The sequence below is a fragment of the Streptomyces sp. SN-593 genome (assembly GCF_016756395.1).
GTDB lineage: Bacteria > Actinomycetota > Actinomycetes > Streptomycetales > Streptomycetaceae > Actinacidiphila > Actinacidiphila reveromycinica.
This window is the reverse complement of the sequence record NZ_AP018365.1, coordinates 2609468-2631291: the sequence shown is the minus strand read 5'-3', so window position 1 is coordinate 2631291 and position 21824 is coordinate 2609468. Positions and strand designations below refer to the sequence as shown.

The following is a 21824-nucleotide window of genomic DNA, read 5'->3' as shown; positions in this document are numbered from 1 at the left end:
CGTTTGATCCCACGAGGCTGGGCGCCCGTGCCGCTCCGCGCATTTCCACGGACGGAGGGTGATCGTGGGTGGACGCGGCCGGCGGGGCGGGGCGTCCTATGATCGCGCGTATGACCGAGTCGCAGACGCCGTCCGCAGCCGCCGATCCCACCGCGCCGCCCGCCGCCCCCGAGAACCCCGAGGACCGCAAGCTCCTCACGCTCGCCCGCTCCGCCCGGGCCCGCAACTCCGTGCCGGAGGGCGCCGCCGTCCGCGACGAGACCGGCCGCACCTACGTCGCCGGCACCGTGGACCTCCCGTCGCTGCGGCTGACAGCCCTCCAGACGGCGGTCGCGATGGCCGTGGCCAGCGGCGCGAGGTCGCTGGAGGCCGCCGCCGTGGTCACCGCGGCCGAGGAGGCGTCGGACGCCGACCGCGCGGCCGTCCGGGACCTGGGCGGCCCGGACACCCCGCTGCTGCTGGCCGGCCCCGACGGCGCCGTCCGCGCCACCGTCACCGCCGGCTGACCGCCTCCCGGACGGGCCCCGGCGCCCGGTCGCCCCGCGCCTACAGGGCGTCCGGGCCGCGCTCCCCGGTCCGCACCCGCACCGTGGTCTCCACCGGCACCGCCCACACCTTGCCGTCGCCGATCCTCCCGGTCCGCGCGGCGGCCACCAGCGCGTCGATCACCGCGTCCGCCTCCGCGTCCTCCACCAGCACCTCGATCCGCGCCTTCGGCACCAGGTCCACCCGGTACTCCGCGCCGCGGTACACCTCGGTGTGCCCGCGCTGCCGCCCGTAGCCGCTCGCCTCGGTGACGGTCAGGCCCTGCACGCCCATCTCCTGCAGCGCCGTCTTCACGTCATCCAGCTTGTACGGCTTGATGACGGCGGTGACCAGCTTCATGCCCGTGGGCTCCTGTCCTTCGCGGCCGGAACGAGGTGCCCGGCGCCCGCCGGGAACGGTGCCCCGCCCGCCATGCCGTGGGTGAGTACGCCGTGATCGTAGGCGGTCTCGGCGTGCACGGTCAGGTCCAGGCCGGTGCGCTCCTCCTCCTCGCTGGCCCGGAAGCCGATCAGCCGCTCGATCGCCCGCCCGAGGCCGTACGTCACCGCGAACGCGTACGCCCCGACCGCGGCCACCGCCACCGCCTGCCGACCGAGTTGGCCGAGGCCGCCGCCGTAGAGCAGGCCGCGCGGGCCGCCGGTCATGGCGGAGGTCGCGAGCAGGCCGATCAGCAGGGTGCCGGCGATGCCGCCCATCAGGTGCACGCCCACCACGTCCAGCGAGTCGTCCACGCCCCAGCGGAACTTCCAGCTCACCGCGTACGAGCACAGCACCCCGGCGGCCAGGCCCACCACGGCCGCGCCGAGCAGGTCCACGCTGCCGCAGGCCGGGGTGATCGCGACCAGGCCGGCCACCGAGCCGGACGCGGCGCCCAGTGTGGTGGCGTGGCCGTCCCGGCGCCGCTCCACCACCAGCCATCCCAGCAGCCCGGCGCAGCCGGCGGCCTGGGTGTTGAGGAACGCGGACGCGGCCAGGCCGTTCGCGCCCAGCGCGGAACCGGCGTTGAAGCCGAACCAGCCGAACCACAGCAGCCCGGCGCCCAGCACCACCAGCGGCAGGTTGTGCGGGCGCATCGCGTCCTTGCGGAAGCCCAGCCGCGGCCCGAGCACCAGTGCCAGCGCCAGCCCGGAGGCGCCGGAGCAGACCTCGACCACGGTGCCGCCGGCGAAGTCCAGCGCGTGCAGGTCGGCCACCACCCAGCCGCCGGCGCCGAACACCCAGTGCGCGACGGGGACGTATACGGCCAGCGTCCACACCGGCACGAACACCACCCACGCGCCGAACCGGGCCCGGTCCGCGACCGCGCCGCTGATCAGCGCGGCGGTGATGATCGCGAACGACAGCTCGAACGCGGCGAACAGCGGCGCCGGCACGTGGCCGACGACGTCGGCCGGTCCGACGCCGTGCATGCCGAGGTGGTCCAGGCCGCCGATCAGCCCCAGGCCGCCGGCGTCCGGGCCGAACGCCAGGGTGTAGCCGGCCACCAGCCACACCAGGGTGACCAGCGCGATCGACACGAAGCTCATCATCAGCATGTTGAGCACGCTCTTGCTGCGGACCATCCCGCCGTAGAAGAGCGCGAGGCCGGGCGTCATCAGCAGCACCAGCGCGGTGGCCGCCAGCAGCCACGCGGTGTCGCCGGCGCTGATCACCGCCGGGTGGGCGTGCCGCGCGCCGGCCGCCAGGAGCGCGGTGGGCGAGGCGGGGTGGCCGGTGGGCGAGAGCAGCACGAGGGGTCCCTTCGGTCGCGGCACTCGCACGAGCGTCCGACGTGCGCGTTACCGGAAGTGGACGTCCGTGTTTCCCCGGTGTTTCGTGTTGCCTCCGCGTTTCCGGCGCCTCACCGCCCGCGGCGGCCGGCCGGCCCCGCGCGACGGGTGCGGGCACCGGTCGGCCGAGCGGTGTCCGTACACCTCTGCGGTATCGGGGAGAATGGGGCCCATGAGCGCTCGTACCCCCTCCGCCGGAGCCGCCGGGTCCACCGGGACCCCCCCGCACCGGTCCGGCTTCGCCTGCTTCGTCGGCCGCCCCAACGCCGGCAAGTCCACCCTCACGAACGCTCTGGTCGGCCAGAAGGTGGCCATCACCTCCAACCGGCCGCAGACCACGCGGCACACCGTCCGCGGGATCGTGCACCGGCCCGACGCGCAGCTCGTCCTCGTGGACACCCCCGGGCTGCACAAGCCCCGCACGCTGCTCGGCGAGCGGCTCAACGACGTGGTGCGCACCACCTGGGCCGAGGTGGACGTGATCGGCTTCTGCCTGCCGGCCGACCAGAAGCTCGGGCCGGGCGACACCTACATCGCACGCGAGCTGGCCGGGATCAGGAAGACGCCGAAGGTCGCGATCGTCACCAAGACCGACCTGGTCGACGGCGACCAGCTTGCGCGGCAGCTCATCGCCATCGACCGGCTGGGGCGGGAGATCGGGCTGGAGTGGGCCGAGATCGTGCCGGTGTCGGCGGTCGGCGGCAAGCAGGTGGGGCTCCTCGCCGACCTGCTCGTCCCGCTGCTGCCGGAGGGCCCGCAGCTCTACGCCGAGGGCGACCTCACCGACGAGCCGGAGCAGGTGATGGTGGCCGAGCTGATCCGCGAGGCGGCGCTCGAAGGGGTGCGGGACGAACTGCCGCACTCCATCGCGGTGGTGGTCGAGGAGATGATTCCGCGCGAGGGGCGGCCCGCGGACCGGCCGCTGCTCGACATCCACGCGAACCTCTACATCGAGCGGCCCAGCCAGAAGGGCATCATCATCGGTCCGAAGGGCGCGCGGCTGAAGGAGGTCGGGACGAGGTCCCGGCAGCAGATCGAGGGGCTGCTCGGCACGCCGGTCTTCCTCGACCTGCACGTGAAGGTGGCGAAGGACTGGCAGCGGGACCCCAAGCAGTTGCGCAAGCTGGGTTTCTAGAGGGCGTCCCGCCCCGGCCGCCGGTCAGGCCGGGTAGGGGCCGGGGCCCTTGAGGAGGCGGTGGATCGGCGCGGTCTCGGTCCGGCGCAGGCCGGGCAGCGCGGCGACCGGCCCGGTGAGGTAGCGGTAGAGCGCCCCGGGGTCCTTGCAGCTGATGGCCGCGTAGACGTTGGTCGCCCCCGTGGTGGCCGCCGCGAACGCGACCTCGCCGTGCCCGGCCAGCGCGGCGCCCACCTCGGCGAGCCGGGCCGGTTCGACCTCCAGCCAGAGCCCGGCGCGCAGCTCGGACTGGAGCCGGCCGCTGCCGAAGTCCAGGTCGTAGTAGAGGGCGCCGGCGGCGCGCAGTTCGGACAGCCGCCGCCGTACGGTGCTCTGCGACCAGCCGGTGACCGTGGCCAGTTCGGCGGCGGGGGCGCGGCCGTCGTGCGCGAGCGCGTCGAGCAGCAGGTGGTCGCCGGGGGCGAGCGGAACCGGCGCCTCGAACGCCTCGGGCGGCGGCCCGGCCGGCGCGTCGGAGGGCGCCAGCGCGGCGGCCTCGTCCGGGGCGAGCGCGCTGCTGCGGCTGACCGGGCTGAGGTCCTTGCCGAAGAAGATGTGCAGCATGGCGTGCGCGGCCACGTGCACCACCTGCGGCGTGCGCGGCAGCTTCTGGAGCAGCAGCGTGTCGTCGTGGCCGGGCGTGGCGGCGTGGGCGAGGCAGCTGATCTCGGTGCCGCCGGAGATCAGGTTGACCCAGCGGGCGTCGGCGTGCCGGGCCAGCGCCGCGCCGATCGACGCGGCCGCGTCGGGGGTGCAGCGGACCCGGACCAGCCAGGGCGTCAGGCCGATCCGCAGCGGGTCGGTCAGGCCGAGCACCCGGACCGTGCGGTCCCGGCGCAGCCGGCCGTAGCGGCGGGCCACCGTCTGGTCCGAGACGCCGAGCACCTCCGCGATCCGGCTGAAGGGCGCCCGCCCGTCGATCTGGAGGGCGTGCACCAGGCGCCGGTCGAGCAGATCGAGACCGGCCAGCGGGCTCCAGATCATGTCGGATTCCATCACCACAGCCTAGGTTCTGTCGGAATGCGCCGCCAGGACGGCGCCGGCTGGGGTCGGGCCGGGCCGTGCCCGATGGTGGGGTGGTCCCTTTCGTCGGGGCGGGCCCGGAGCGGTCCCGCGCACCGCCCGCACGCCGCCCCCGCGACCACCCCGTGAACCCGAACGGAGCCCCACCCATGCGCAAGTGGCTGCCACTGGTGGCGATCTGCCTGGGCGCCTTCATCCTGCTGGTCGACGTCACCATCGTGAACGTCGCCCTGCCGAGCATGGCGTCCGACCTGCACGCGTCCTTCACCTCCCTCCAGTGGGTGATGGACATGTACGCCCTCGCGCTGGCCGCGCTGCTGCTCGCCGCGGGTTCCCTCGCCGACCTCTTCGGCCACCGGCGGCTGTACGTGATCGGACTGACCGTCTTCGCGCTCGCCTCGCTCGCGGCCGCGCTCGCGCCGAACGCGGCGACGCTGATCACCGCGCGGGCGGTGCAGGGCGTCGGCGGCGCGGCGATGTTCGCCACCTCCGCGGCCCTGGTCGCCGCGACCTACCAGGGCCGCGACCGCGGCACCGCGTTCGGCGTGTGGGGCGCGGTCAACGGCGCCGCAGCCGCGCTCGGGCCGGTGCTCGGCGGGCTGCTCACCCAGGGCTTCGGCTGGCAGGCGATCTTCCTGGTCAACCTGCCGGTGGCGGTGGTCGCCGTCGCGCTGACCCTGCGGGTGCTGCCGGTCGGGCGGCGCGGCGCCGGGCGGGTGGACCTGCCGGGCGCGCTCGCCTTCACCGTGGCCGCGGCGGCCCTCACGTACGCGCTGATCCGCGGCGGCGAGGACGGCTGGACCGGCGGGCTGACGATCGGCTCCTTCGTGCTGGCCGGGGTGGCCGCGATCGCGTTCGTGCTCGCCGAACTGCGCTCCTCGCACCCCATGCTGGACCTGTCGCTGCTGCGCCGGCCCACCTTCTCCGGGCTGCTCGGCAGCGCGGTGCTCTTCCAGGCGGGCTCCTTCGGCGCCCTGGTCTACGTCTCGCTGTGGCTGCAGAACGTGCTGGGCCTCAGCCCGATCCGCGGCGGCCTGGCGTTGATGCCGCTGGCCGTCGCGTCGTTCGTGGTCGCCGCGGCGGCCGGGCGCCATGCTCACCGGATCGCGCCCGCGCTGTCGATCGGCGGCGGCATGGTGCTGATCGGGGTGGGCGCGGCGGTGCTGTGGCAGTCGGTGTCGGCCGGTTCGCACGCCCCCTCGCTGTTCGCCGGGCTCGCGGTCATGGGCGCCGGGGTCGGGCTGGCCACGCCGGTGCTGGTGTCCTCCGCGGTCGAGGCGGTGCCGCCGCACCGCTCGGGCATGGCCGGCGGCGCGGTCAACACCTTCCGCCAGCTCGGGATGAGCCTGGGCATCGCGCTGTTCGGCTCGATGTTCACCGCGCGGATGCGCGAGGTCACCTCGCACGGCGGGTCCGTCCGCGCGGCCTACGCCTCGGGGCTGGACCGGATCTTCCTCGCGTCGGCGGTGGCCGCGCTGGCCGGCGGCGTGGTGGTCCTCCTCACGGTGCGCCGCTCCCAGGGCGACCGGACCCCCCGGAGCGCCCCGGCCCCGGAGCAGCGGGACCTCGCGGTCCGCGGTGGCTGACCGCGCCGCTCGGGGCCTGTCCGGCGAACCGGGGGAGGGGCCCCGCGCCCCGGGCGGGTGCGGCCTCCTCCGGGGCGGGGGTCAGGCGCCCTCCTCCAGGACCACGGTGATCAGGTCGCGCTGGGCGGGGGTGAGTTCGGGGTCCGCGCAGTGGATGGTGCGGTCGTCGACGGTCACGACGTAGGTGAAGCCGTCGGGGACCGGGTGGCGCGGCGCGCGCGGGGAGGCCAGGGCGGCGCGGGCCAGAGCCTCCAGGCGCGGGCCGCCGGGATGGCCGGCGGTGTCGAGGATGGCCCGCCGCGGAACGCCGGCGAACCCTCCGGAGCGGACCACCTCGATACGCACGAAGTCACGCCTCCTGGGTCTGCTCACCGGGCTGCTGGCGCGGCAGTTCGGCCGAGCCGGAGCCGGCGGGGGAGCCGGAACCGGAGCCGGAGCCCGTGACCCCGACCGTCGACCACGCCGAGCGCACCGCCTGGTACTGCGCCCCCTCACCGTAACGCGCCTTCGCCGCCGCGGCGGTGGCCGCCGCGAACGCCGCGAAGTCCGCGTCGGAGGCGAGCGAACCGCCGGTGAGCGTGTCGTACCAGATCTGCCCGGCCTGCTCCCAGGCGTGCCCGCCCAGCGCGGCCGCGACGAGGTAGAAGGCGTGGTTGGGGATGCCGGAGTTGACGTGCACCCCGCCGTTGTCGTCCGAGCCCGAGACGTATCCGGCCATGGTGCCCGGCTGCGGGTCCTTGCCCAGGCGCGGGTCGTCGTACGCCGTGCCCGGGTCCTTCATCGAGCGCAGCGCGACGCCGTGCACGCCGGGGGCGAGCAGCCCGGCGCCGATCAGCCAGTCGGCCTGGTCAGCGGTCTGGCCGAGGGCGAACTGCTTGATCAGGCTGCCGAAGACGTCGGACACCGACTCGTTGAGCGCGCCGGACTGGTCCTGGTAGTCGAGGTTCGCGGTGTACTGGGTGACGCCGTGGGTGAGTTCGTGCCCGATGACGTCGACCGGGATGGTGAAGTCGAGGAAGAGCTTGCCGTCGCCGTCCCCGAAGACCATCTGCTCGCCGTTCCAGAAGGCGTTGTTGTAGCCCTTCTGGTAGTGCACGCTGGCGGTCAGGGGCAGCCCGTGGCCGTCGATGGAGTGCCGGGCGTACGCCTTGAGGTAGGTCTCGAAGGTCGCGCCGAGTCCGTCGTACGCGCGGTTGACGCTGGCGTCCTTCGAGGGCTCGGCGCCCTCGGCGCGGACCTTGCGGCCGGGCAGGTCGTCCTTGTGCCCGGCGTCGTAGACGGTGCGCCGCGGCTGGTCGGAGGCCGCGGAGGGGGCCGGAGCGGCGGCGGACCGGGCCGCCGGGACGAGGCGCCGGGTCCGCTGCCGGGCGTCGTGCTCCAGGGCGTGGCGCGCGGCGCCGGCGAGGTCGGGGTCGTCGGATCGGGCGAGGCGGTCCAGGATGTGCGGCGGCACGATCGTGCAGAAAACTCCCATGAACGAACTGTGACACCCTGGGTACCCTGTGTCACCGGATTCCCTTTCACACCACGGAATGGGGGGAACCGTGCGGACCGTGGTGGACGGCCGGTCGTCTTGCATGCTGAGAGGATGTACGTACCGGGTGCGTCTTCCGTCCGTGATTCGGCTAGGGTCGATGCCATGCGTTTCGGGCTGCTTCTCCTTAGCCGCCGCGGCGAGGGCCTGTAGTCGTAGGCCGACCCCCTCCCCGCGGAGTTTCGGCGTTCCCCAGCCGTCGGCCGCCCCGAGCGGAGCCCCGAGGAGAGCCACCCCGATGACCACCCAGCCCGGCCGGAACCGTGTCGGCCGTCCCACGCCCATCACCGCCGCGACGGTCGCCCAGCGCGCCACCTCGATGCCGATCCACAAGTACGGGCGGTACGAGCAGGTCGACATCCCCGACCGCACCTGGCCGGACGCCCGGATCACCAAGGCCCCCCGGTGGCTGTCCACCGACCTGCGCGACGGCAACCAGGCGCTGATCGACCCGATGTCGCCGGCCCGCAAGCGCGAGATGTTCGACCTGCTGGTGCGGATGGGCTACAAGGAGATCGAGGTCGGCTTCCCCGCCTCCGGCCAGACCGACTTCGACTTCGTCCGCTCCATCATCGAGCAGGACGCGATCCCGGAGGACGTGACGATCTCCGTCCTCACCCAGTCCCGCGAGGAGCTGATCGAGCGGACCGTCCAGTCCCTGGTCGGCGCCCGCAACGCGACGGTCCACCTGTACAACGCGACCGCGCCGGTCTTCCGGCGGGTGGTCTTCCGCGGCAGCCGCGACCAGGTACGGCAGATCGCGGTCGACGGCACCCGCCTGGTGGTGGAGTACGCCGACAAGATCCTCGGCGGGGACACCGTCTTCGGCTACCAGTACAGCCCGGAGATCTTCACCGACACCGAGCTGGACTTCGCGCTGGAGGTCTGCGAGGGCGTGATGGACGTCTGGCAGCCCGAGGAGGGCCGCGAGATCATCCTCAACCTGCCGGCCACGGTGGAGCGCTCCACCCCCTCCACGCACGCCGACCGGTTCGAGTGGATGTCGCGGAACCTGTCCCGGCGCGAGTACGTGTGCCTGTCGGTCCACCCGCACAACGACCGCGGCACCGCGGTGGCCGCCGCCGAACTGGCGCTGATGGCCGGCGCCGACCGGATCGAGGGCTGCCTGTTCGGGCAGGGCGAGCGCACCGGCAACGTGGACCTGGTCACCCTGGGGATGAACCTGTTCAGCCAGGGCATCGACCCGCAGATCGACTTCTCGCAGATCGACGAGATCCGCCGCACCGCCGAGTACTGCAACCAGATGGAGATCCACCCGCGCCACCCCTACGCGGGCGACCTGGTCTACACGTCCTTCTCCGGCTCCCACCAGGACGCCATCAAGAAGGGCTTCGAGGCCATGGAGGCCGACGCCGCCGCACAGGGCCGGACCGTCGACGAGATCGAGTGGGCGGTGCCCTACCTGCCGATCGACCCCAAGGACGTCGGCCGTTCCTACGAGGCCGTGATCCGGGTCAACTCGCAGTCCGGCAAGGGCGGCATCGCCTACGTGCTGAAGAACGACCACAAGCTGGACCTGCCGCGCCGGATGCAGATCGAGTTCTCGAAGATCATCCAGACCAAGACCGACACCGAGGGCGGCGAGATCACCCCGGCGCAGATCTGGGAGATCTTCCAGGACGAGTACCTGCCCACCCCCGGCAACCCGTGGGGCCGGATCGCGCTGCGCACCGCCCAGACCTCCAGCTCCAGCGACGGCACCGACGCCCTGACCGTCGGCGCCGAGGTGGACGGCGAGCCGACCACCCTGACCGGCACCGGCAACGGCCCGATCTCGGCGTTCTTCGACGCCCTGGCCACCGTCGGGGTGGACGCCCGGCTGCTGGACTACTCCGAGCACACCCTCAGCGAGGGCGCGTCCGCGCAGGCCGCGTCGTACATCGAGTGCGCCATCGACGGCCGCGTGATGTGGGGGATCGGCATCGACGCCAACACCACCCGCGCCTCGCTCCAGGCCGTCGTCTCGGCCGTCAACCGCGCGGCGCGGTAGCGGGGGCGTCCGGGCCGCCCGTCAACACGGATCGGACCTTCCGCCCGGTGGGTGATTCGCGCGCCGGGGTGCGAGGGGCCGCGCGCAAACCCTCCGCGGCAGAAGGTGCCGAAAACGTGCCGAACGGGCGGCCCGGTGACCCGGGTCGGCCCCGGCCGAGGGCAACTGACCCCGCACGCGGTACTGACGGCGTAGCCAACTGTGGCTAACATCACGCTCAACGGCACCGTGGCCGCTGCGCGCGTTGGGCCGTTGCGGATGCGTACCGGGACGACGACGGCCGGAGGGTGCGATGAAACTGGGGCCTATCTGGAGTGTGCGCACGTCCTGGCACACCGAGGACGACGGCGAGTTCTACTGCCCCGAGTGCGGCGGTGACCGCGCCTACCACCGCAGAACCGGCACCCGCAGGCTGACCGTGCTCAACGTCCCGCTGTTCGCGCGGGGTTCGGCCGGCAGCGTGATCGAGTGCACCGCCTGCCACCGGCAGTACGGCTCCGAGGTGCTGGCCTGTCCCACCACCACCCGCTTCTCCGCGATGCTGCGGGACGCGGTGCACACCATCGCGCTCGCCGTGCTCACCGCGGGCGGCGCCGACGCCCGGCCCACCCGGGAGGCCGCGGTCGGCGCGGTGCGCGCCGCGGGCTTCAGCGACTGCACCGAGGACCAGTTGCTCGGCCTGCTCGCCGCGATCGTCGCCGACGAGGGCCGGTTCCGCCGGTCCGACGAACTGGGGCCCGACTCCTTCGCCGAGGCCGTCGACGGCTGCGGTAGCTGGCTGTCGATCGAGCTGCACGAGGCGCTGGAGCCGCTCACCGACCACCTCGCGCCGCAGGGGCGCGAGCGGGTGCTGCTCGAAGGCGCGCACATCGCGCTCGCCGACGGCCCCTACCTGCCCGCCGAGCGGGACGTGCTGGAGGCGATCGGCCGCTGCCTGTCGATGGGCACCGAGGACATCGACCGCCTGCTGCGGGCGGCCGCGACGGCGGCGTAGCGCGCTTCGCCGGCGTACGCGTACGGGGCGTACGGCGGCGGGGCGCGGTGCGCGGTGCGGGACGCGGGGGTCGCCGCGCGGGGGGGCGCGTGGCGCGGCGGGGCGAACCGTTTCCCCGGGGGGCCTCCCGGTAGGCGAGAATGGACGGCATGAGTCTGTTCCGCGACGACGGCATCGTGCTGCGCACCCAGAAACTGGGCGAGGCGGACCGGATCATCACCCTGCTGACCCGCAGGAACGGCCGGGTGCGCGCGGTGGCCCGCGGGGTGCGCCGCACCAAGTCGAAGTTCGGCGCCCGGCTGGAGCCGTTCAGCCACGTCGACGTGCAGTTCTTCACCCGGGGCGGCGAACTCGTCGGCCGCGGCCTGCCGTTGTGCACGCAGGGCGAGACCATCGCCCCGTACGGCGGTGCCATCGTCGCCGACTACGAGCGCTACACCGCGGGCACCGCCATGCTGGAGACCGCCGAGCGCTTCACCGACCACGAGGGCGAGCCCGCCGTGCAGCAGTACCTGCTGCTGGTCGGCGCGCTGCGCACGCTCGCCGCGGGCAGCCACGAACCCCGGCTGGTGCTGGACGCCTTCCTGCTGCGCTCGCTGGCCGTCAACGGCTACGCCCCGAGCTTCGACGACTGCGCGCGGTGCGGCATGGCCGGACCGAACCGGTTCTTTTCGGTCGGCGCGGGAGGAGTCGTCTGCGGCGAGTGCCGGGTGCCCGGAAGCGTCGTACCCTCACGGGAGGCACTGGAACTCCTCGGGGCGCTGCTGGGCGGCGACTGGGAGACCGCGGACGCCTGCGAGCCACGCCACTGCCGCGAGGGCAGCGGGCTGGTGGCGGCCTACCTCCAGTGGCACCTGGAGCGCGGGCTGCGGTCGCTGCGCTTCGTGGAGAAGTGACGCCCGCGCCGCTCCGTACCGCGACGCCCCCACCGCACCGCACCGCATGATCGACGACGACCTGCCACGACCTGTCGGGAGACGTACCACCATGGCACGACGCGGGATCCTCACCCGTCACCGCAAGAGCTACAGCGCGCCCGAGCCGCACCCCTCCGGCGCCCGGCCGCCGAAGATCCCGAGCGACCTGGTCCCCCAGCACGTCGCCGTCGTGATGGACGGCAACGGCCGGTGGGCGACCGAGCGGGGCCTGCCGCGCACCGAGGGCCACAAGGTCGGCGAGGGCGTCGTGCTCGACGTGCTGAAGGGCTGCCTGGAGATCGGCGTCAAGAACCTGTCGCTGTACGCCTTCTCCACCGAGAACTGGAAGCGCTCGCCGGAGGAGGTGCGCTTCCTGATGAACTTCAACCGCGACGTGATCCGCCGCCGCCGGGACGAGATGGACGCACTCGGCATCCGCATCCGCTGGGTGGGCCGGATGCCGAAGATGTGGAAGTCCGTGGTGCAGGAGCTCCAGGTCGCGCAGGAGCAGACCGTCGGCAACAGGGCGATGACGCTCTACTTCTGCCTGAACTACGGCGGGCGCGCCGAGATCGCCGACGCCGCGCAGGCGCTGGCCCGCGACGTGGCCTCGGGCCGGCTGGACCCGTCGAAGGTCAACGAGAAGACCTTCGCGAAGTACCTCTACTACCCCGACATGCCCGACGTGGACCTCTTCCTGCGCCCCAGCGGCGAGCAGCGCACCTCCAACTACCTGCTGTGGCAGAGCAGCTACGCGGAGATGGTCTTCCAGGACGTCCTGTGGCCGGACTTCGACCGCCGCGACCTGTGGCGCGCCTGCCTGGAGTACGCCCAGCGCGACCGCCGCTTCGGCTCCGCCCAGGCGTAGCGCACGACGACGCCCCGGGGGAGGGGGCCGGAACCCTCCTCCCCCGGGGCGTCGTGGCCCCGGTGCGGCGGCTAGCAGCCCAGCAGGCGGGAGCCGAGGTAGGACTCGACCTGGTCGAGCGAGACGCGCTCCTGCTTCATCGTGTCGCGCTCGCGCACCGTCACCGCGTTGTCGTCGAGCGTGTCGAAGTCGACGGTGACGCAGAACGGCGTGCCGATCTCGTCCTGGCGGCGGTAGCGGCGGCCGATCGCGCCCGCGTCGTCGAACTCGATGTTCCAGTTCCTGCGCAGCGCGGTCGCCAGGCCCTTGGCCTTGGGGGAGAGCTGCGCGTTGCGGGACAGCGGCAGCACCGCGACCTTGACCGGCGCCAGCCGCGGGTCGAGCCGCATCACGGTCCGCTTCTCCATGACGCCCTTGGCGTTCGGCGCCTCGTCCTCGTTGTACGCGTCGAGCATGAAGGCGAGCATGGCGCGGTTCACGCCGGCCGCGGGCTCGATCACGTACGGGTACCAGCGCTCGCCGGCCTCCTGGTCGAAGTACGACAGGTCCTGGCCGGACGCCTTCGCGTGCGAGGACAGGTCGAAGTCCGTACGGTTGGCGACGCCCTCCAGCTCACTGAACTCCTGGCCGCCGAACTGGAAGCGGTACTCGATGTCCGCGGTGCGCTTGGAGTAGTGGGAGAGCTTCTCCTTCGGGTGGTCGTACCACCGGATGTTCTCCTCGCGGATGCCGAGGCCCGTGTACCAGTTCCAGCGCTCCTGCATCCAGTACTCGTGCCACTTCTCGTCCTCGCCGGGCTTGACGAAGAACTCCATCTCCATCTGCTCGAACTCGCGGGTGCGGAAGATGAAGTTGCCGGGCGTGATCTCGTTGCGGAACGACTTGCCCATCTGGGCGATGCCGAACGGCGGCTTCCGGCGCGCGGTGGTCTGCACCTGGGCGAAGTTCACGAAGATGCCCTGCGCGGTCTCGGGCCGCAGGTACGCCACCGAGCCCGCGTCCTGCGTCGGGCCGAGGTGCGTCTGGAGCATGCCGGAGAACTGCTTGGGCTCGGTGAAGGCGCCCTTGGTGCCGCAGTGCGGGCAGTTGATGTCGGCGAGGCCGTTCGCGGGGAGCTTGCCGTGCTTCGCCTCGTACGCCTCCTCCAGGTGGTCGGCGCGGTAGCGCTTGTGGCAGGAGGTGCACTCGGTGAGCGGGTCGGAGAAGGTGGCCACGTGGCCGGAGGCGACCCACACCTCGGGGGCGAGGATCACCGACGAGTCGAGTCCCACCACGTCGTCACGCGAAATCACCATGGAGCGCCACCACTGGCGCTTGATGTTCTCCTTGAGCTCGACGCCCAGCGGTCCGTAGTCCCAGGCGGCCTTGGAACCGCCGTAGATCTCACTGCTCGGGAAAACGAAGCCACGGCGCTTGCTCAGGCTGACGATGGTGTCGATCTTGTCGGCGGCCACGGTGCTCTCTTCAGTGCGACGGGGGGTTCGGTCGCCCCAGATTACCGGCGGGTGCGGGGCCCATATCAAATCCGTTCCGGCGCGCGGGCCGGCGGCGCTGTCCGGTACGGCCCGGAGTGCGCCATACTTGACAACGGTTTCCACTTGTCCCGGCCGTGGCGATCGGGCCCGGGCTGGCACAATGGGCCGCCCGGACAGGTGCGCGAGGGCGCGCCGGGGGCGATCGGGGCGTCCGGGACGACGACCGAGAAGGAGGCACCCGGTGGACAGCACGAAGCAGCCGGTGCGCGGCCGCTCCACCCGCCAGCGCGCCGCGGTCGCGGCGGCCCTCGACGAGGTCGACGAGTTCCGCAGCGCGCAGGACCTGCACGACCTGCTCAAGCACCGCGGCGACTCGGTGGGCCTGACCACCGTCTACCGCACCCTCCAGGCGCTCGCCGACGCCGGCGAGGTGGACGTGCTGCGCACGGGCGACGGCGAGTCCGTCTACCGCCGGTGCTCCGGCGGCGGCCACCACCACCACCTGGTCTGCCGCGGCTGCGGCAAGGCCGTCGAGGTCGAGGGGCCCGCGGTGGAGAAGTGGGCGGAGTCCGTCGCGGCGACCCACGGGTTCGTGGACGTCTCGCACACGATGGAGATCATCGGGACCTGCGCGGAGTGCGCGGGCGCGGAGCGGGCCGCGCGCTGACCCGCGGGGGCTTCATGGCGGGGGCCGGACGCTCGGGTCGGCCCGCGCCGCCGGTGCTGCCCGCCCCCCGCCCCGCCCGGGCCGACATGCGGCGGCACCGCAGGGCCGGTGGGCCCGGTGGGCGGGTGGCGCGGCGGCCGGAGCCGGGGACCGCGGGACCTGGGACGCCCGGCGATCCGGTTGCCGGGCCACCCGCCCTGCGGGGGCTCAGCGTTCGCTGTCGAGGTGCTTCATCTGGGCCGGGTCGTAGCGGGTGCCGGACACCGCGTCGGCCGGCACCGCGGCCTCGACCGCGGCCAGGTCGGACGCGTCGAGGGCCACGTCGAGGGCGCCCAGGGACTCGGCGAGCCGGTCCCTGCGGCGGGCGCCGATCAGCGGCACGATGTCCTCCCCGCGCGAGAGCACCCAGGCGATCGCGGCCTGGGCCACCGTGACGCCCTTCCCCTCCGCGACCTCGCGCAGCGCCTCGACCAGGAGCAGGTTGCGGTCGAGGTGGTCGCCGGAGAAGCGCGGGCTGCGGTTGCGGAAGTCGGTCGGGTCGGTGCCGCGCTCCTTCGTCCAGTGGCCGCTGAGCAGGCCGCGGGAGAGCACCCCGTACGCCGTGACGCCGATGCCCAGTTCGCGGGCGGTGGGCAGGATCGACTCCTCGATGCCGCGCGAGAAGAGGCTGTACTCGATCTGGAGGTCGCAGATCGGCGCGGTGGCCGCGGCCCGGCGCAGGGTCTCCGCGCCGACCTCGGACAGGCCGATGTGCCGTACCCGCCCGGCCTGGACCTCCTCGGCGATCGCGCCGACGGTCTCCTCGATCGGCACCGCCGGGTCCACCCGGGCGATCCGGTAGACGTCCACGTGGTCGGTGCCGAGCCGGTTGAGGGAGTACGCCAGGAAGTTCCGCACCGCCGCGGGCCTGCCGTCGTACCCGCCCCAGCCGCCGGCGGCGTCGCGCAGCGCGCCGAACTTGACGCTGATCACGGCCTGCTCGCGGCTGCCGGGACGGGCGCGCAGGGCGTCGCGGATCAGCAGCTCGTTCAGGCCCATGGCGTAGAAGTCGCCGGTGTCGAGCAGGTCGATCCCCGCGTCGAGGGCGGCGTGGATGGTGGCGATCGACTCGGCGTCGTCGGCGGCACCGTAGACCGCGGACATGCCCATGCAGCCGAGGCCGAGGGCCGAGACGGCGGGGCCGGTCCTGCCGAGGGTGCGGGTGCGCATCAAGGGTTCTCCTCGTGGTGACGGGGGTGGTGGTCGTTCGAAGGCGGGGCGCGGGGCGCGGGTCGGGGACGGGGGTGGTACGGGCGGACGTGCCGGCGGGGCGGTGCCCGGCCGTCCGGCGTGGTGGGGCGACGGTGGTCCGGGTCCTGGTCCGGGTCCTGGTCCGGGTCCTGGTCGGGTCGGGTCCGAAGCCGGGGCACGTCCTCTCCACGGTCCCACGCGGGCGGCCGTTTTCCGGGCGACCACCCCGCGTTGGCAGGCCGGCCGGTTCCCCGGGCCGCCGTCCAGGAACCGTCGCCCGGGCCGCCGGGGAGGGCGGCGGGACCGTACCGCCGTCCGGTCGTCCGGTCGTCCGGGGCCCGCCAGCCCCGGACCGTTGCCCGGGGCAGTGCCCGAGACCCGCGGTGCCCCCGCCCGCGTCACACCACCCTGCGCGGCAGCCGCAGGCTCAGCGCCACCGTCGCCGCCACCGCCACGAGCTGGACGAGCAGCGTCCACACCAGCGCGTCCCGGATGCCGATCGACGACCCCGACAGGCTCAGGAAGAGGGTGCCGAGCGTCGCCACGCCCAGCGCCAGCGCCGACTGCTGCGTGGTGGCCATCGCGCCGCTGCCGACCCCCGCCTGCGCCGCGGGCACCTCGCTGAGCACGATCCGGAACACCACCGGCAGCACGAGGCCCTGGCCGAACCCGGCCACCGCCATGCCCGGCGCGAGCGACCACACCCCCAGGTGCGGCCAGCCCTGGAAGAACGTGCCGGCCAGCACCAGCAGGCCCACCGCCTGGATCAGCGACCCGCCGGTCACGGTCAGCCGCCCCCACCGCGCCACCGCGCGCGGCCCGAGCAGCGAGGCGGCGAAGAACGCGGCGCACAGCGGGGTCAGCGCCGCGCCCGCCTGCAACGCGCTGAACGCCAGCCCGTCCTGCATCGCCACCGCCAGCACGAACATGAACCCGCCGAAGCCCAGGCAGAACGGCACGATCAGCATCAGCCCGCTGCGCACACTGTGGATGCGCACCAGTGAGGGCGGCAGCAGCGGGTTGCCGCCGGCGCGTTCGCCGCGCACCTCCACCGCCACGAACCCGGCCGCGGCGAACGGCGACAGCGCCAGCAGCACCCACGCCCACACCGGCCAGCCGGCCGCCCGGCCCTCGGTGAGCGGCAGCAGCAGCGTGATCAGGGCCACCGCGAGCAGCCCGGTGCCCGCGCGGTCGATCCGCGCCGGGTGCTGCGACCTCGTCTCCGGCACCGAGCGCAGCGCCAGGAAGAAGGCGACCGCGGCGACCGGCACGTTCACCAGGAAGATCGCCCGCCAGCCGCTGCCGGCGATGTCCGCGGAGACCAGCACACCGCCCAGCACCTGCCCGACCACGCTGGCGACGCCCGCGGTCGCGCCGTAGTAGCTCAGCGCCTTGCCGCGGCCGCTGCCGGAGGTGGCGGACTGGATGGTGGCCAGGGCCTGCGGCAGCAGCAGCGCCGCCGCCGCGCCCTGGGCGACCCGCGCGCCGACCAGCGTCCACGCGTCGGGGGCGACGCCGCAGGCCAGCGAGGTGAGGGCGAACAGCGCCAGGCCCCACAGGAAGAGGGTGCGGCGGCCGAACATGTCGCCGAGCCGGCCGCCGAGCACCAGCAGCACCGCGTACGCGACGCCGTACCCGGAGACGACCATCTCCAGCACCGCGGAGCCCGCGTCCAGGTCGCGGTCGATGGTGGGCAGGGCGACGTTGACGATGAAGAAGTCGACCATCGGGAGGGCGGCGCCCAGCAGGACGGTCAGCAGTCCGAGGGCGCTCAGGCCGGGGGCGGGGGCGGGGGTGGTGCCCTTCGCGGCGCCGAGGTGGGTGACCCGGGGCAGCACCTGGGCCCGGGACGTCAGGGTGTGTTCCATGCGATCGCTCACCCGGACCACGATGGACCGCCGCTCAGGGGGGTACCAGAGAGCGTTTATCCAGGTATACGGACCACCTGGCAACGGGCTGGGGAGTGCGGCACGCTGGAAGCATGACATCGAGCGAGGGCGGTACGGGCGCCGACGGGGCGGCGGGGCCCACGGTGGGGGTCTCGGCGGGGGTCACGGCGGGGCCCACCGCGGGGAACGCCGCCGCGGCCTTGGGCGCCGGTGCGTCGGGTGACCGCGGCGCGCCGGGTGGCCGGACCGCGGGGCGGAGCCGAGGCGCGGCCGTGGACGCCGGGACCGCCGCGCGGAGCCGCCGGCACGAACTCGCGTCCTTCCTGCGCAGCCGCCGCGAGCGGATCTCGCCGGAGCAGGTCGGGCTGCCGCCCGGCCGCCGCCGGCGCACCCCCGGGCTGCGCCGCGAGGAGGTCGCGCAGCTCGCCGCGGTCGGGGTGACCTGGTACACGTGGCTGGAGCAGGCCCGGGACATCCAGGTCTCCGGGCAGGTCGCCGACGCCATCGCCCGCGCGCTCATGCTGGACCGGATGGAGCGGCGCCACCTGTTCACGCTCGCCGGGGCCGCCGACCCGCACCCGGACCTGGACTGCCCGGGCATGTCGCCGACCGTGCGCGCCATGGTCGACCAGCTCGAACCGCTGCCCGCGGCCGTCCTGAACAGCCGCTACGACATCATCGCCCACAACCGGACCTACGGGCGCCTGGTCGGCGACCTGGACGGGATGCCGCCCGAGGACCGCAACCTGATGTGGCTCGCCTTCACCGACCCGGCGTGGCGCGAGCGGATGCTGGACCGCGAGGAGAATATCCGGCTGATGGCGGCGAAGTTCCGCGCCTCGATGGCGCAGCACCTCGCGGACCCGGCGTGGAAGGCCCTGCTCAGAAGGCTCCAGCAGGGGTCTCCGGAGTTCTGCGCGATGTGGGAGCGCCACGAGGTGCTGGTCCAGCCCGACAGCCACGTCAAGCGCTACCTCAACCGCGATGTCGGCCTGCTCGCCTTCGACTTCACCCACCTGTGGCTCGGCCCGCAGCAGGGCCCGCGGCTGACCACCTACGTCCCGGCGGACGACACCACCCGCGAACGCCTCCACCGCCTCCACACCCTGATCACCACGGAGCCCTCCCACCCCGCCACCCCCCACCCCCTGGCCGTCTGAACGACACCCCGGGGCCACCCCCGTCGGATCCCGGGGGCGGGACAGGGCCGGTCGCCTCGTTTCGTGCAAGTTCGTGCAAGGCGGTGGGAAGCGCGGGCGGGACGGAGGAAGCTTCCGGAGACAGGCAGTTCGCAGACCGTCCCCGGCGGAGAGACCATGACGCTGCACAGGCTGGGCAAGGACCCGGAGAGCCCCGAGGGAAAGTCGCCCACCGTCTACTACGACGACGTGACGGGCCACTATCTCCTGCAGGGATGGAAGGTGCTGGACGCCGAGCGCCTGCGGCAGTTGGACATCCCCGACCACGAGACCGTCATCGAGTTCCCCCAGCGCATGATGCAGTTCTTCCCGGAGGTCAACGGCAGTGGCGGGACCGGCACCAACTCTTGAGGACCGGCTGCGCTCCTGCCGCCGCAGCGCCGTGCACCTGGAGATGCGGGACGGGTACATGCGCTCCGATCCGCGTTTCGCGGCCTGGCGGGCGGGAGAGCGGGACGGCCTCGTGGTGGCCGGTGCATGGCTGTCCCTCATCGCGGAGACGACGTCCCGGGGCGTTCCGGTGCGGCGGGCCCGTATCGTCTCGGAGCCGGTGAGCGACTACGTCCGGTTCGAGCACCACCTGACGGCCGGCAATGTCACGGCCGGCGAGCAGGTCCGCTGGCTGGCCCGGCGGCGGGCATCGGACCTGGCGCTTCCGGGGAACGACTTCTGGCTCTTCGACGGCGACGTCGTCGTCTTCCACCACTTCGACGGGGAGGGCGAACCGGCCGCCGACGATGAGGAGGTGCGGACCGACCAGGCCGCCGTGCGACTGTGCGCGGATGCCTTCACGAGGGTGTGGGAGCGTGCCGTGCCGCACGCTGACTACGCGATCGGCTGAAACGCGGTACGAGGGCAGTGACGTCCCCTTCCTCAAGCGTCCACGAGGCCCGGCACGCGCTCGGCCGGCGACTGCGCGAGATCCGGCAGGAAGCAGGTCTGACCGGCCGGGAACTGGCCAGGCGCGCCGGCTGGCACGAGTCGAAGACCTCACGGCTGGAGCACGGCAGGACGCCGCCCTCCGTCGCCGACATCAGGGCGTGGACGGACATCTGTGACGTGGCCGATCGAACGGCCGGCCTCATCGCCACCGCGCGCGGCATCGAGGGCCAGTACGTCGAGTGGCGACGCATGGAACAAGCGGGCCTCACGCACGCGCAGGAGTCGGTGCGCCCGCTGTTCGAGCGCACGCGGCGTTTCCGCACCTACCAGTCATGGGTGATCCCCGGCCTGCTCCAGACGGACTCCTACACGCGTGCCGTGCTGAGCACCGTCAGCGCACTCCGGGACGTGCCGGACGACATCGACGCCGCCGTGGCCGTGCGCATGGACCGCCAGCGGGTCCTGCGCTCGGGCGACCACCGCTTCGCCGTACTGATCGAGGAGTGGGTCCTGCGGACGGTCATCGGAGACGCGGATGTCATGGCGGGGCAACTGCGCCATCTCGTCACGGCCGCTGCACTGCCGTCCGTGAGCCTTGGCGTCGTGCCCCTCGGTCGGCCTCGCGGAGTCGGATGGCCCGTCGAGTCCTTCACCATCTACGACGACGCGCAGGTCAACGTGGAGCTGGTGTCCGCCCACCTGACCGTCACCCAGCCGGGCGAGATCGGCGCTTACGCGCGAGCCTTCACCGAGCTGGCGGGGATCGCGGTCCACGGCGCCGCCGCGAGGTCCCTCATCGGCACGGCCCTCGATGTGCTGGGGTGAATCGGTGCAAACCCGCGCAAGACCGTGGAGGCGACCACGGACTCGTTCCTACGCTCGGCAGACGTCGTCGCCGACGTCGGGTACGTCGGCCTGCCGAAGGGGGACCCGTGGAGTCGTTCGAACGCGCCCGGTTGGAGGCCTACTTCGGGAAGATCACGTCGCACTTCCGCCCGGAGACACAGTCCTCGTCGCTGCTGGTCACCCATCTGTTGCCCGAACGTCCGAGCTTCGTCCGGGCCGTGGCCTCCGCGTCCCACCTGCGCGCGGTGCTGCCCAAGCCGAAGTCGATCGCGCCTCCGGCGTTGCGCGAGGTCGAGGGGATCGCGCAGTGCGACCCCCTCAGCCGGGACCTGTTCGCCGACGCAGACCAGGCCGTGGAGTACCTGGAGAGCCGTGCGGCGGGTGAGCCCGTGGTCCTGCTCGACGTCGGCGGGTACTTCGCCCCGACCCTGGGCGCCGTTCAGGAGCGCTTCTCCGGCACGGTCCTCGGAGTGGTCGAGGACACCGAGAACGGCCACCGGCGGTACGCCGCACTCGACAAGCACCCCTGCCCCGTCGTGTCCGTGGCCCGCTCCCCCCTGAAGGACCCCGAGGACTTCCTCGTCGGCCAGTCCGTCGTCTTCTCCACCGAGGCGCTGATGCGCGGCCGGGGTGACATCCTGCACGGCCGGCCCGCCCTGGTCATCGGGTTCGGCAAGCTCGGCTCCTCCATCGCCCGACTCCTGCACGCCAAGGGAGTCCAGGTCACCGTGCACGACATCGACCCGATCCGCCGCACCCAGGCCCTCTCCCAGGGCTTCACCGTCGCCCGCGACCGGGACACCGCCCTGCACCGAGCGGGCCTGGTCCTGTGCGCCACCGGCGCCGTCTGTCTGCGCAGCGAGGACTTCTCCTCGCTGCGCAACGGCGCCTACGTCGCCACGGTCACCAGTAGCGAGGACGAACTCGACCTGGCCGGGCTGCCCGCCGTCTACCAGCGCACCCGAGACGGTGAACACGTCACGCGCTACCAGACCACGGGCCACTACTTCTACCTGCTCAACGGCGGCAACGCCGTCAACTTCCTGCACGGCGCCAGCGTGGGCCCGTTCATCTTCCTCGTCCAGGCCGAGATACTCGCGGCCATCCGCATGCTCGTCCGCGGCGACCTCACGAACGGCATGCACGCCGTGAACCCTGCCGACCGGGCCGTCATCGCCGACACCTGGCTGACCTACTTCAACCGCTGAGGAGAC

At 73.2% G+C, this 21824-nt stretch carries 21 protein-coding genes; 13 read left to right on the top strand and 8 right to left on the bottom strand.

Translation table 11 applies throughout. The annotated features are described in order from the left end of the window. Window positions 1-110 precede the first annotated feature (110 nt). Window positions 111-506 (top strand): cytidine deaminase, encoded by a 396-nt coding sequence (locus RVR_RS10810; protein WP_202233644.1) that lies wholly within the window; start codon window positions 111-113, stop codon window positions 504-506. A 40-nt stretch (window positions 507-546) separates the two neighbouring features. Here RVR_RS10810 and RVR_RS10805 read toward each other — a convergent pair whose 3' ends face one another. Both RVR_RS10805 and RVR_RS10800 read right to left on the bottom strand, forming a co-directional pair. Beyond that, the gene (locus RVR_RS10805; protein WP_202233643.1) at window positions 547-885 is read right to left on the bottom strand and encodes a P-II family nitrogen regulator; all 339 of its coding nucleotides are present in this window, start codon (window positions 883-885) and stop codon (window positions 547-549) included. After that, window positions 882-2141, bottom strand: a complete 1260-nt coding sequence (locus RVR_RS10800; RefSeq protein WP_430393229.1) for an ammonium transporter — start codon at window positions 2139-2141, stop codon at window positions 882-884. The genes RVR_RS10805 and RVR_RS10800 overlap by 4 nt, the downstream gene beginning before the upstream one ends. Before the next feature lie 346 nt (window positions 2142-2487). Here RVR_RS10800 and era point away from each other — a divergent pair, with 346 nt between their 5' ends. Next, on the top strand, window positions 2488-3450 hold the full coding sequence (gene era / locus RVR_RS10795; protein WP_202233641.1) for a GTPase Era: 963 nt from the start codon (window positions 2488-2490) through the stop codon (window positions 3448-3450). A 24-nt stretch (window positions 3451-3474) separates the two neighbouring features. Here era and RVR_RS10790 read toward each other — a convergent pair whose 3' ends face one another. Next, entirely contained in the window at window positions 3475-4485 is a 1011-nt protein-coding gene (locus RVR_RS10790) for an Lrp/AsnC family transcriptional regulator (protein WP_202233640.1), read from the bottom strand. 176 nt (window positions 4486-4661) lie between these two features. Between RVR_RS10790 and RVR_RS10785 the strand changes: the two genes are divergently transcribed. After that, entirely contained in the window at window positions 4662-6098 is a 1437-nt protein-coding gene (locus RVR_RS10785) for an MFS transporter (protein ID WP_202233639.1), read from the top strand. An 81-nt stretch (window positions 6099-6179) separates the two neighbouring features. On the opposite strand, the gene RVR_RS10780 is transcribed toward RVR_RS10785, so the two are convergent. Continuing rightward, window positions 6180-6443, bottom strand: a complete 264-nt coding sequence (locus RVR_RS10780) for a protealysin inhibitor emfourin (RefSeq protein ID WP_202233638.1) — start codon at window positions 6441-6443, stop codon at window positions 6180-6182. A 4-nt stretch (window positions 6444-6447) separates the two neighbouring features. Beyond that, window positions 6448-7572: a M4 family metallopeptidase gene (locus RVR_RS10775; RefSeq protein ID WP_202233637.1), complete on the bottom strand. Its 1125-nt coding sequence runs from the start codon at window positions 7570-7572 to the stop codon at window positions 6448-6450. Between the two features lie 298 nt (window positions 7573-7870). Here RVR_RS10775 and leuA point away from each other — a divergent pair, with 298 nt between their 5' ends. From leuA to RVR_RS10755, 4 genes are all read left to right on the top strand, one after another. Beyond that, window positions 7871-9643 carry a 2-isopropylmalate synthase gene (gene leuA, locus RVR_RS10770; protein ID WP_202233636.1) on the top strand — a complete coding sequence of 591 codons (1773 nt, stop codon included), beginning with the start codon at window positions 7871-7873 and terminating at the stop codon, window positions 9641-9643. 292 nt (window positions 9644-9935) lie between these two features. Then, complete coding sequence (locus RVR_RS10765) at window positions 9936-10637, top strand: TerB family tellurite resistance protein (RefSeq protein WP_202233635.1); 702 nt, start codon at window positions 9936-9938, stop codon at window positions 10635-10637. Window positions 10638-10786: 149 nt separating this feature from the next. Then, entirely contained in the window at window positions 10787-11533 is a 747-nt protein-coding gene (recO, locus tag RVR_RS10760) for a DNA repair protein RecO (RefSeq protein WP_202233634.1), read from the top strand. 91 nt (window positions 11534-11624) lie between these two features. Continuing rightward, entirely contained in the window at window positions 11625-12422 is a 798-nt protein-coding gene (locus tag RVR_RS10755) for an isoprenyl transferase (protein WP_202233633.1), read from the top strand. Window positions 12423-12493: 71 nt separating this feature from the next. On the opposite strand, the gene RVR_RS10750 is transcribed toward RVR_RS10755, so the two are convergent. Beyond that, window positions 12494-13876, bottom strand: a complete 1383-nt coding sequence (locus tag RVR_RS10750; protein WP_202233632.1) for a glycine--tRNA ligase — start codon at window positions 13874-13876, stop codon at window positions 12494-12496. 262 nt (window positions 13877-14138) lie between these two features. Between RVR_RS10750 and RVR_RS10745 the strand changes: the two genes are divergently transcribed. Continuing rightward, a complete protein-coding gene (locus tag RVR_RS10745; protein WP_237404679.1) occupies window positions 14139-14564 on the top strand; it encodes a Fur family transcriptional regulator in 426 nt (141 codons plus the stop codon). A gap of 207 nt (window positions 14565-14771) precedes the next feature. Here the strand turns inward: RVR_RS10745 and RVR_RS10740 are convergent, their stop codons facing one another. Both RVR_RS10740 and RVR_RS10735 read right to left on the bottom strand, forming a co-directional pair. Continuing rightward, window positions 14772-15773, bottom strand: coding sequence for an aldo/keto reductase (locus RVR_RS10740; protein ID WP_202233630.1), 1002 nt, complete (start codon window positions 15771-15773; stop codon window positions 14772-14774). Window positions 15774-16192: 419 nt separating this feature from the next. Next, window positions 16193-17662, bottom strand: coding sequence for an MFS transporter (locus RVR_RS10735; RefSeq protein ID WP_202238526.1), 1470 nt, complete (start codon window positions 17660-17662; stop codon window positions 16193-16195). Window positions 17663-17955: 293 nt separating this feature from the next. On the opposite strand from RVR_RS10735, the gene RVR_RS10730 reads away from it, so the two are divergent. From RVR_RS10730 to RVR_RS10710, 5 genes are all read left to right on the top strand, one after another. Continuing rightward, on the top strand, window positions 17956-18843 hold the full coding sequence (locus RVR_RS10730) for a helix-turn-helix transcriptional regulator (protein ID WP_237404678.1): 888 nt from the start codon (window positions 17956-17958) through the stop codon (window positions 18841-18843). A gap of 156 nt (window positions 18844-18999) precedes the next feature. Beyond that, complete coding sequence (locus RVR_RS10725) at window positions 19000-19233, top strand: hypothetical protein (protein WP_202233628.1); 234 nt, start codon at window positions 19000-19002, stop codon at window positions 19231-19233. 43 nt (window positions 19234-19276) lie between these two features. Then, window positions 19277-19723: a DUF6879 family protein gene (locus RVR_RS10720; protein ID WP_237405282.1), complete on the top strand. Its 447-nt coding sequence runs from the start codon at window positions 19277-19279 to the stop codon at window positions 19721-19723. Window positions 19724-19740: 17 nt separating this feature from the next. Continuing rightward, on the top strand, window positions 19741-20589 hold the full coding sequence (locus RVR_RS10715) for a helix-turn-helix domain-containing protein (RefSeq protein ID WP_202233626.1): 849 nt from the start codon (window positions 19741-19743) through the stop codon (window positions 20587-20589). Window positions 20590-20696: 107 nt separating this feature from the next. Further along, window positions 20697-21818, top strand: coding sequence for an adenosylhomocysteinase (locus tag RVR_RS10710; RefSeq protein WP_202233625.1), 1122 nt, complete (start codon window positions 20697-20699; stop codon window positions 21816-21818). Window positions 21819-21824: the final 6 nt, after the last annotated feature.